10 protein-coding genes are annotated in these 10,605 nt (G+C 67.7%); 6 read left to right on the top strand and 4 right to left on the bottom strand.

Annotated elements, in window-relative coordinates; all coding sequences use genetic code 11:
* From ertE to ertC, 3 genes are all read right to left on the bottom strand, one after another.
* The coding region (ertE, locus tag AC07O0_RS10440; RefSeq protein WP_494622657.1) for an N-carbamyl-l-glutamate amidohydrolase ErtE at positions 1–1,208 on the bottom strand (1,208 nt) is incomplete at its 3' end.
* A 6-nt stretch (positions 1,209–1,214) separates the two neighbouring features.
* On the bottom strand, positions 1,215–2,564 hold the full coding sequence (ertD, locus tag AC07O0_RS10435) for a hydantoin-5-propionate amidohydrolase (RefSeq protein WP_494622655.1): 1,350 nt from the start codon (positions 2,562–2,564) through the stop codon (positions 1,215–1,217).
* A gap of 51 nt (positions 2,565–2,615) precedes the next feature.
* The gene (ertC, locus tag AC07O0_RS10430) at positions 2,616–3,713 is read right to left on the bottom strand and encodes a thiohydantoin desulfurase (protein ID WP_494622653.1); all 1,098 of its coding nucleotides are present in this window, start codon (positions 3,711–3,713) and stop codon (positions 2,616–2,618) included.
* Between the two features lie 121 nt (positions 3,714–3,834).
* Between ertC and AC07O0_RS10425 the strand changes: the two genes are divergently transcribed.
* From AC07O0_RS10425 to hydA, 6 genes are all read left to right on the top strand, one after another.
* On the top strand, positions 3,835–4,761 hold the full coding sequence (locus AC07O0_RS10425; protein ID WP_494622651.1) for a LysR family transcriptional regulator: 927 nt from the start codon (positions 3,835–3,837) through the stop codon (positions 4,759–4,761).
* A 144-nt stretch (positions 4,762–4,905) separates the two neighbouring features.
* A complete protein-coding gene (locus tag AC07O0_RS10420; protein ID WP_494622649.1) occupies positions 4,906–5,781 on the top strand; it encodes a substrate-binding periplasmic protein in 876 nt (291 codons plus the stop codon).
* 14 nt (positions 5,782–5,795) lie between these two features.
* The gene (locus tag AC07O0_RS10415) at positions 5,796–6,545 is read left to right on the top strand and encodes an amino acid ABC transporter ATP-binding protein (protein ID WP_494624171.1); all 750 of its coding nucleotides are present in this window, start codon (positions 5,796–5,798) and stop codon (positions 6,543–6,545) included.
* Positions 6,546–6,554: 9 nt separating this feature from the next.
* On the top strand, positions 6,555–7,229 hold the full coding sequence (locus AC07O0_RS10410; protein WP_494622647.1) for an amino acid ABC transporter permease: 675 nt from the start codon (positions 6,555–6,557) through the stop codon (positions 7,227–7,229).
* Positions 7,229–7,903 carry an amino acid ABC transporter permease gene (locus tag AC07O0_RS10405; protein WP_494622645.1) on the top strand — a complete coding sequence of 225 codons (675 nt, stop codon included), beginning with the start codon at positions 7,229–7,231 and terminating at the stop codon, positions 7,901–7,903. Before AC07O0_RS10410 ends, AC07O0_RS10405 begins: the two co-directional genes overlap by 1 nt.
* A gap of 37 nt (positions 7,904–7,940) precedes the next feature.
* On the top strand, positions 7,941–9,383 hold the full coding sequence (gene hydA / locus AC07O0_RS10400; protein WP_494622642.1) for a dihydropyrimidinase: 1,443 nt from the start codon (positions 7,941–7,943) through the stop codon (positions 9,381–9,383).
* Positions 9,384–9,392: 9 nt separating this feature from the next.
* Here hydA and AC07O0_RS10395 read toward each other — a convergent pair whose 3' ends face one another.
* Positions 9,393–10,340, bottom strand: coding sequence for an N-carbamoyl-D-amino-acid hydrolase (locus AC07O0_RS10395; protein WP_494622640.1), 948 nt, complete (start codon positions 10,338–10,340; stop codon positions 9,393–9,395).
* Between the last annotated feature and the right edge of the window lie 265 nt (positions 10,341–10,605).

The raw sequence follows: 10,605 nt of genomic DNA, 5'->3' as shown, positions 1-10,605 counted from the left end.
GCCAGGACGCGGGCGCCGTCACCTGCCTGCTCCGGCTCGATCGATTCCTCCGGCGCATGGCTGCGCCCGTCGCGGCAGGGCACGAAGATCATGCCGATTGGACCGGTCTGCGCGACGAAGACGCCATCATGGCCGGCGCCGCTCGGCAGGTCGCGCGTGGCGAGGCCGAACGAGGCAGCGGCATTGGCGATGGCCGCACGCACCTCTGGCGCGCAGGCCGTCGGCGCGACATGGCTGATCGGTTCGGCCGTGATGGCGAGGCGCAGCTCTTCCAGCGCAGGACGCAGGTCGCGCACCAGCGCCTCGCCGAAGGCCTTGACCGCCGCCTCGTTGCCGGAGCGGACCTCGAGCGTCAGCACCGCTTCGCCCGGCACGGCGTTGGCGGCGTTGGGGCTGACCTCGATGCGCCCGAAGGTGGCGACCAGCGGCTGGTTGTCGCGCGCGGTGGCCAGTGCGCGCTTGTAGGCGGCCTCGATCAGTTTCGAGGCCCCCACCAGCGCATCGGCCCGCAGCGGCATCGGCGTCGCGCCGGCATGGTCGGCACGGCCGGTCACCACGATGCGCTCGCGCCGGATGCCGACGATATCGGTGACGATGCCGATCGGGATGCGTTCGTTCTCCAGCACGCGGCCCTGCTCGATATGGACCTCGACATAGGCAGCGATGCTGCCGGGCTCGCGCCTGACCGAGGCCAATTCCTCCGGCTCGCCGCCGACGAAGGCGATGCCGTCGCGCAAGGTCATGCCGTCCGGGCGGGTTAGGGCGAGATGCTGCTCGGTCAGCGCGCCGGCCAGCGCCCGGCTGCCGATGCAGGAGAGGCCGAACTCGCTCGGCTCCTCGGCCAGGAAATCGACGACCTCCAGCGTGTGGCGCAAACGATCGCCGCGCTCGCTGAAGCTCTGCGCCACCTCCAGCGCGGCAAGCACGCCCAAAATGCCGTCATAGCGGCCGCCGGAAGGGACGGTGTCGGAGTGCGAGCCGATCAGGATCGGCTTCAGCTTGGGATCAGCACCGGCGAGCCGGCCGATCAGGTTGCCGGCTGCGTCGAGCTCCGTCTCCAGCCCGGCGGCGCGGAATTCCGCTTCAAGCCAGGCACGGCCTTCGAGGAAACGCGGCGTGAACGAGCGGCGCGTCCACGGGCGCTCGGGATCGGTGATCCGCGAGAGCGCCTCGATGCGCCGCCAGAGCCGGTCCTGATCGATCGACATCGCGCCTCAGGCCGCCGGGCGCAGGAAGCGGCCGTCACCGGCCTGGTTGCGGATCTGCTCACCATCCCAGGCGAGCTTGCCGCGGACATAGGTCGCGGCGACGCGGACGCGGAACTCGCGGCCCTCCATCGAGCTCCACTTCACCGCCGCCAGGCTCTTGCTCGGGTCATGGATGAAGCGGCCAGGCTCCAGCACGGTGATGTCGGCATCGGCGCCGGCGTCGAGCCGGCCCTTGTCGGCGAGCAGGAAGGCCTTGGCCGGCCCTTCGCAAAGCTGCTTCACCACGATCGTCGGGGACAGGCCGTGCTCCTCGCAGCCGGTCCAGAGCGCCGGCAGCAGCGTCTCGATGCCCGGCCCGCCCGAGGTGTTCTTGAAAACCATCGGATCGCCCTTCTTCTCCAGCCCCCAGGAGACGTGGTCGGAGGAGATGAAGTCGCAATGGCCGGCGGCGAGGTGGCTCCAGAGCAGGTCGCTCTCGGCCTTCGGCCGGATCGGCGGGTAGTGCTTCACCTTGGCGCCGAAGCGCGGCACGTGCTCCTCGGCGTTGAGCATGAAGTACTGCACGCAGCTCTCGACCGTCGCCTTGTAGCCGGCGCGCTTGTACATGTTGCAGATCTCGAAGCCGCGCGAGGTCGAGACGTGGACGGCATGCGCCCGCGCGCCTGTCTCGGCACCGATCTCGTAGATGCGGGCGGTGGCAAGGTTCTCGATCAGCGGCGTGTGGGCGCGCAGGAAGGCGTCCGGGCCGGTATCGCCGGCCTCGATCAGCCGGGCGATGTTGCGCCGGGTCATCTCCTGGTCCTGGTTGTGGACACCGCAGAGCAGCCCGGTCGGCTCGATCAGCTTGAAGGCTTCGTAGAGCGTGTCGTCGCCGATGCGGGGAAAGCGCGTCGGATTGGCCTCGAAGGTCGAGAACTTGAAGGCGCAGGCGCCGGCCTCGACCAGCCCAGGAATGGCATGGAGCCCGTTCTCGATGGTGATGGTGGCGTAGAGCGCGACGTCGACATGGGCGTCCCGCTCGACCACTGCGACCTTCTCGTTGAAGAGCTTGGCGCTGGTGACGGGCTCCGGCTCGTCATAGGGCATGTCGACCATGACGGTGACGCCGCCCGCTGCCGCGGCGCGCGAGCACATGCCGATGCCCTCGTGGTTGGCCTGGCTGCCGGAATGGACCTGGCCATCGATGACGCCCGGGATGATCCACTGGCCGCGGAAATCCTGCGTCTCGCGGGCCGAAGGCGGCGTGCCGGGGCCGACCTTGCCGATCTTGCCGCCGGCGACGGCGACATAGCCATCCTCGATGATCCGGTCGGACAATACGATGTTGCCGCGGAGGACGAGATCGAAATCGCTCATGGTCAGGGTATCCGGTTGATCCTGCGGGAGGGCGGAAAGCGTCTGCACTGCTCAGCCTTCGCGGCCGAGCGCGTAGTCGGTGAAGTTCATGCCCAGCGCCTTTTCGACGATCGGATAGACGCTGGGATCGGTCACGCTCGAGCTCAGCGGGATCTTGTCCTTGGGCACGCGCAGCACCGAGAGCTCCATGCCCTCGCGGACATGGCCGGCGCTGACCGGCTGGCCGTCGCCGTCGAGCGTCGTGATGACGTCCGGGAAGCAGGCATGGCGCGCGCCGTCGCGATCGGTGACCGCCATATACTCGTTCATCACATGGATGATGCGGGCCGCGGCGCCGGTTCCGACTTCGATCGTGCCGATGTCGAAGGCTTCGCTGGTGTAGCGGACATCCTTCCTGGCCACCCGTCCGCGCGCGATGATCGTGCCGCCGGTCTGGTCGCAGATCGCATCGATCACAGCCGCGCCGCCCTTGGGCTTGGCCGCGAGGATGCGCTCGCCCAGGGCCAGCGCCATCGAGATGCCGCCGAGCGCGGCGTTCTTGCGGACATAGGCGGCCGGGACCGGGTTGCGGCAGGAGGCGATGAAGCCGCCCGACATGTCCGAGGCCGTGCGCAGGATCGGCGAGATCCTGGCGGTGGCGCCGCGTGTCACCAGCTCGATATACTGGTTCCTGGCGCGGTTGCCGCCGACCGCGACCTGGATCGTCGCCTCCGGGCTGTTGGCGAGGCCGATCGAGCCCATGTCTCCGGTGGGATGGGCGCGGATGTCGCCGACCGCATCGACGACCTTGACGCCGAGGATGGCGCTGGGCAGCCAGGCGTTCAGCGTGCTCGACATGCCGTTCTGGCCGATGATCAGCCCATAGACCGGCTTGCCGAGCGCCTCCTGCAGCAATTGCACGGCCTTGACGTAGTCGATGCCCCACATCTCCCATTCGGTCGTGCCAGCGGGCGCGCCGATGGCGGCGGCGGTGGCGATGATGGCGTCGTCGGGAATCTCGTCCATGCTGACGAGCTCGGGCCTGCCGGTGTTGACGGCGGCAGTGCCGAGCATGCGGCCATGGTCGGCCCAGCCGCCGCCGCCTGCGGCGAAGACCGAACCGCCGGCCACCGCTGCCTCGACATCCCTCATCGTCAGAAAGCGTCTCATCGGCCGGCCTCGTCCCGTGGTCGCGGCGCCGGTCATGGCCGACGCAAGGGCGAGCTTAGAATGCTATCCGCCAAATGAATCATGCTTATTATGCGTCCGCCCATAATCGGATGTTATTGCCATGCGCCTCAATCTCCGCCAGATCGAAGTCTTCCGGGCGATCATGATCACCGGCTCGATCAGCGGCGCGGCCCGGTTGCTCGCCGTTTCGCAGCCGGCGATCAGCCGCCTGCTGGCCTATACCGAGGACAGGCTGGCGCTGCGCCTGTTCGAGCGCGTGCGTGGCCGCGTGCAGCCGACGCCGGAGGCGCGCCGGCTCTTCCAGGAGGTCGATCAGGTCCATCAGGGCGTGGTCCGGGTCAACGAGCTCGCCGACGAATTGCGCGAGCGCGGCACCGGCTCCGTGCGGATCGTCGCGAGCCCGAGCGTCGGCCAGGCGCTCGTGCCCGATGCGATCGCCCGGCTGCGCGAGCGCTTCCCCGACCTGCGCGTCGAGTTCGAGGTGCTGACGCTCCTCGAGATCATCGCCAAGATCGTCAGCGGGCGGGCCGATCTCGGCGTCTCGATCCTGCCGATCGACGAGCCGACGCTCGACATGGAGGTGCTGACCGAAGGGCGCCTCATGGTGATCATGCCGCGCGATCACGCGCTGGCGCGGCTGCGGGTGATCCGTCCGGCCGATCTCGTGCCCTATCCGCTGATCGGCTTCGGACCGCAGACGCCTTATGGCGATGTCGTCGGACGGGCGCTCACCCTGAAGTCCGCCCCGCTGCGGATCAGCACCGTCGTCCGCTTCACGCCTGTCGCCTGCGCCATGGTGCGGGCGGGTGCCGGCATCGCCGTCGTCGACGAGTTCGTCCTGCGCGGGCGGACCTGGCCGGAGCTGGTGTCGCGTCCGCTCGCGCCCAAGACACGGGTGCGCGCCCATCTGCTGACGCCGCGCTTCGAGCCGCTCTCGCGGACGGCGAACGCCTTCGTCGACATTCTGCGTGGATTGGTGCCGCCCATGCCGACGAGCAAGGAGGCCGAGGCGCCGGAAAGCGCTTAACACCAGGTTATGGGAGCCCGACAACAAATGATTGGCAGGGCATGATTTTGCCCTGTTAGGCTTCGCTCCAGACGTGGCCGGATCGTCGCGAAAACAGGGGCGCGACAATCGCGGCGAGGCCGTCGCATAACGGGAGCGGGAAGCATGACACTGAATTCGACGGGGATGGTGCGCGCCGCCATCAGGGGCGTGGCATTGGCCGCACTGATCGCGATGCCGGCCATGGCCCAGGATGCGGACCATCCGCAGAACGAAAAGCTCAAGGTGGCCTGCGATCTCGGCTTCGCGCCGTTCTGCTTCAAGACCCCTGCCGGTGAGACGACCGGCTTCACCTACGACATGTCCGCTGCGCTTGCCCAGAAACTCGGCCGCCCCGGCGTCGAGGTGACGGATTCGAACTTCTCGGCGATCTTCGCCGGCCTGTTCTCCAAGCGCTACGAGATGATCCCGGCGCCGACCAACATCACGCCGGAGCGCGCGGCGCAGATGCTGTTCTCCGAGCCCTATATGCCGACCGGCCTCGGCTTCCTGGTCAAGAAGGGCGGCAAGATCGCCAGCCTCGAAGAGCTGAAGGGCAAGGCGCTGACCGTCAACAACGGCTCGATCTCGGACAAGTGGCTGACCGACAACGAGGCCAAATACGGCTTCACCATCCAGCGCTACAACAAGAACGCGGACGCGGTGCAGGCGGTCATGATCGGCCGCGCCTTCGCCAATGTCGCCGACGCGCCGGTCTCGCGTTACGTCTCCACCCAGACGCCGACCGCGGAGGTCGCCTTCGTGCTCGATAGCGGCCGCAATTTCGGCATCGCCTTCCGCAAGGAGGACGCCGCCTTCCGGTCGCAGGTCGAGGCGGCGCTGGAGTGCATCAAGACCGACGGCACGCTCGCGAAGATCCATGAGAAATGGTTCGGCGTGAAGCCGGACGCCGCTTCGTCGACGGCGAAGATCTATCCGGGCACCGGCGCGCCCGATTTCGAAGGCTACGACGCGGCGCCGCGCAAGACGGAATGCAAGTGAGCGCGCAGCCCGCGATGCCGGCCGCGCCTGCCGAGACGATCGTGTCGATCGACGGGCTGCGCAAGAGCTTCGGCGAGGTCGAGGTGCTGCGCGGGGTCGATCTCGCGGTCGGCAAGGGCGAGGCCGTCGTGATCGTCGGCTCCTCCGGCTCGGGCAAGAGCACCTGCCTGCGCTGCATCAACCGGCTCGAGGAGCCGACGGCAGGCACGATCCGCGTCGGCGGGCAGGAGGTCACCGGTCCCAAGGTCGATCTCAACCTACTGCGCCGCCGGATCGGCATGGTCTTCCAGGGCATCCACCTCTATCCGCACAAGACGGCGCTGGGGAACGTCACACTGGCGCTGCGCAAGGTCGTCGGCCTCGGCAAGGAGGAGGCGGAGCGCAAGGCCCGGCATCATCTCGAGGTGGTCGGCCTGGCGCACAAGGCCGATGCCTATCCGGCCCAGCTCTCCGGCGGCCAGCAGCAGCGCGTCGGCATCGCCCGGGCGATGGCGCTGGAGCCGCAGGTCATGCTCTTCGACGAGCCGACCTCGGCGCTCGATCCCGAGCTCGTCGGCGAAGTGCTCAACGTCATGGTCCGCACCAAGGAGATGGGCATGACCATGATCGTAGTGACTCATGAGATGAAGTTCGCGCGCGACGTCGCCGACCGCGTCGTCTTCATGGACCATGGTGCGATCCTGGCCGAGGGCACGCCGCAGGAGATCCTGGTCAACCCGCAGCACCAGCGCATCCGCGATTTCGTGATGCGCTCGCACGGCTGACGGGCGCCAATGGACCAGATCGCCCGCTATTTCTTCGACTTCCAGCTGATGTCGGCCTATTGGCCCGACATCCTGCGCGGCTTCCTGATCACCGTTCAGATGTCGATCCTGACGGTGGTGATCGGTATCCCGCTCGGCCTCGGGCTGGCGATCCTGCGGCTCTACGGCATCCGGCCGCTGAACTGGCTGATCATCTTCTACATCGACTTCTTCCGCTCGATCCCGCAGCTCGTGCTGATCGTGCTGGCCTATTTCGCGCTGCCCTATTTCGGGCTGGTGCTGGAGCCCTTCACCGCGACGGTGCTGGCGCTGGCGATCGTGCTCTCGGCCTTCGCCGAGGAGATCTTCTGGGCCGGCATCAACGCCGTGTCGAAGGGGCAATGGGAGGCCGGGCGCTCGACCGGCCTGAGCTTCACCCAGACGCTGGCCTACATCATCCTGCCGCAGGTGGTGCGCATCTCGATCCCGCCGCTGACCAACCGCGCCATCGGCATCAGCAAGGGCACCACGCTGGGCTCGGTCGTGGCCGTGCCCGAACTGCTCAACGTGACCTCGAGCATCCAGTCCAACGTCGCCAATCCGACGGCGCTGACCGTCGGCGCGCTGCTGTTCCTCCTGCTGTTCCTGCCCTTCGTGCGCTTCACGCGCTGGCTGGAACATGCCTATGCCCATCCGAGGTCTTGATGGACGAGCTCGTCACGACCTTCTTCAACCTCGACGTGCTCAGGCAGGTCTGGCCGCTGCTGCTGCAGGGCTTCTGGATGACGCTGGCGCTGGCCGCTGTCGCGGTGCCGCTCTCTGTGCTCGCCGGCATCGCCATCGCCATGGCGCAGGATGTGCCGAGCCGGCTGCTGCGCTTCCTGCTCATCGCCTATGTCGACGTAATGCGCGCGATCCCGCCGCTGGTACTGCTGATCTTCATCTTCTTCGGCCTGCCCTTCCTGGGCCTGAAGCTCAACGAGTTCACCGCGGCGGTGCTGGCGCTGACGCTGAACGGCTCGAGCTATTTCGCCGAGATCTTCCGCGCCGGCATCGAATCCGTGGCCAAGGGCCAGCGCGAGGCTGCCCGCTCGACCGGCCTGAGCTGGTTCCAGAGCATGGCCTACGTCGTGGTGCCGCAGGGCACGCGCAACGTGCTGCCGGACCTGATCAGCAACACGGTCGAGCTGGTGAAGCAGACCTCGATCGCCTCGGCCGTCGCCCTGCAGGAACTGCTGCGCTCGGCTCAGCTCGCTCAGGGCCTGCTCTACAACCCGACGCCACTCGTTGCGGTGGCGATCGTCTATTTCCTGATGTTCTGGCCGTTCGTGCGGCTGGTCTCGCGGCTGCAGAACCGCACCGCGATGTCGGCAGCCTAGAACCATCCGGCGCCGCGACCGCCGCGGGAGAAAGACCATGAGCGATTTCGATCTCGTCATCCGCGGCGGAACGGCCGTGACCGCCAGCGATATCGGAGCCTTCGACATCGGCGTCACCGATGGTGTGATCGCCGCGATCGGCGTGGGTCTGCCGCGCGGCCGGCAGGAGGTGGGCGCGCAGGGCCTTCTCGTCCTGCCCGGCGGCGTCGACAGCCATGTCCATCTCGACCAGCCGTTTTCCTCGGGCGCGGAGATCGCCGACGGCTTCGCCAGCGGCACGGCCTCGGCCGCTGCGGGCGGGACGACCACGGTCGTCTGCCATGCGCCGCAGGTCCGGGGCGGCTCGCTGGCCGGCGCGGTCGCCGCCTATGCCGAAAAGGCCAAGCTGGCACGGATCGATCACGCCTTTCACCTCTTGGTCAACGACCCGACGCCGGAGGTGCTCGAACGCGAGCTGCCGGCGCTGGTCGAGGCCGGACATCGCTCGGTCAAGATCTTCATGACCTATGACAGCAACCGCCTGGGCGACCCGCAGATCCTGCAGACGCTCGCCGCGGCACGCCGCGCCGGCGCGCTGGTCTGCGTCCATGCCGAGCATCACGAACTGATCGGCTGGCTGACGCAGGCGTTGCTGGGCGCCGGGCTGACGGCGCCGCGCCATCTCGCCTGGGCCAAGCCGATGGTGGTCGAGCGCGAGGCGACGCACCGCATCCTGGCGCTGGCCGAGGCGCTGGATACGCCGATCCAGGTCTTCCACGTCTCGGGCGCACAGTCGGGCGAGGAGGTGGCGCGTGCGCAGGCACGCGGCCAGAAGGCCTGGGCCGAGACCTGCACGCAATATCTCGTGCTCGACGCGGCCGATATGGACAGGCCGGGCTTCGAGGGCGCCAAGTTCATGATCTCGCCGGCGCTGCGCTCTGCCGCCGATCGCGAAGCGCTCTGGCAGTTCCTGCGGGACGGCGTCATCGACATCGTCTCGTCCGACCATTCGCCGCTGCGCTATGACGATCCGCGCGGCAAGAAGCAGCATGGCGAGACCGCGCCGTTCAACAAGATCCCGAACGGCGTGCCCGGCCTCGCGGCGCGGCTGCCGATCCTCTACTCGGAAGGCGTCGCGAAAGGGTGCATCGACCTGCGCCGCTTCGTCGATCTCGTCGCAACCAATCCGGCCCGGCGATTCGGGCTGGCGCCGCGCAAGGGTGCCATCGCCGTCGGGGCGGATGCCGATATCGTGCTGTTCGACCCGACGCGGCAGGTGACCCTGACCAACGCCCTGCAGCACCATGGCAGCGATTACACGCCCTATGAGGGCATGACGGTGCAGGGCTATCCAGTCGCCACCTATCAGCGCGGCCGCCTGATCTTCGACGGCGAGCGCGTGCTGGCGCAACCGGGGGAGGGGCAGTTACTGGCGCGCGGCCCCTATGCCGAGATCGCGCCGACGGGGCGCTTCCCAACGCCGTTCGATCCGTTCCAGTGAGGAAGGCGCTCAGGCGCCGTCCGCCTTTCCGAGCGGCACGCCGACACCCGTGCGCTCGGTGAGCAGGCCGTAGTGCTCGATGCGGCGATGGCGGGCGAAATCGAAGATCGTCGCCTTGCCGAAGCGGGTCTCGTCGAGGTCGCAGGGATGGACGAGCACGCCGTCTTCCTCGTGGTCCAACTCGCCGACGATCTTGCCGTCCGGCGCCGCGATCAACGTGCCGCCGATCAGGTGATGCCCATCCTCGCAGCCGGCCTTGGCGACGGCCACGACCCAGGTCGAATTCTGATAGGCGCCGGCCTGCACCGACAGGCGATGGTGGAACAGGCGGTCCGCAGCCGTCTCGTTCGCGGATTGCGAGTTTGCGGACGGAGTGTTGTAGCCGAGCGCGACCATCTCCACGCCCTGGAGCCCCATGACGCGATAGGTCTCGGGCCAGCGCCTGTCGTTGCAGATCGCCATTCCGAACAGGCCGCCTTCGAAATCCCAGACCGGGAAGCCGAGATCGCCCGGCTCGAAATAGCGCTTCTCAAGATGCTGGTGAGTCCGCTCGGGGTCGAACTCGACGTGGCCAGGCAAGTGGATCTTTCGGTATTTGCCGATGATGCGGCCAGCGCGATCGACGAGGATCGAGGTGTTGAAATGACGCCCCTCAGGCGTGAGCTCGGCATAACCGAAGCTCATGCCGAGGCCGAGCTCCCGCGCCTTGTCGAAGAGCGGCTGGGTTTCCGGGCCGGGCATGGCTGGCTCGAACCAAGGGTCGGCCTCGGCGCGATCCGCGCAATACCAGCGCGGGAAGAAGGTCGTCAGCGCCAGCTCCGGATAGACGATGAAGGTCGCGCCCTGCGCCTTGGCCGTCTCCATCAGCGCGATCATGCGGTCGACGACCTGCTTGCGGCTATCAGCCCGTTGGATCGGGCCCAACTGGGCGGCAGCGACAGTGACGATACGTGGCACGAGCAGTCCTGGTCTGTGCAAGGTTGAGGGGCCCCTGCCCGGGCGCATGCCGGCCTGCGGGCGACCGACACCGTCTTCGAGCGTGGCTTTCGCCAAGGCCGACCCGCTGGAGTGCCGGGTCGTGCCAGAGCCTTAGATCGTCCCTCCTCAAGCTTCATATGCTTTGTTTGCGACCAGCTATAATGCCGCGTTATGCTTCTGGCCGCGTCGTGGCAGGCTGCGGAACCATCTTTTGCTGATCCTGATCGTCGCGCGAGCGGGCGGA

The organism is Allobosea sp. GW821-FHT10B12 (assembly GCF_059415545.1).
The sequence above is the reverse complement of the archived record's forward strand: the minus strand, read 5'-3'. Positions and strand labels throughout refer to the sequence as shown.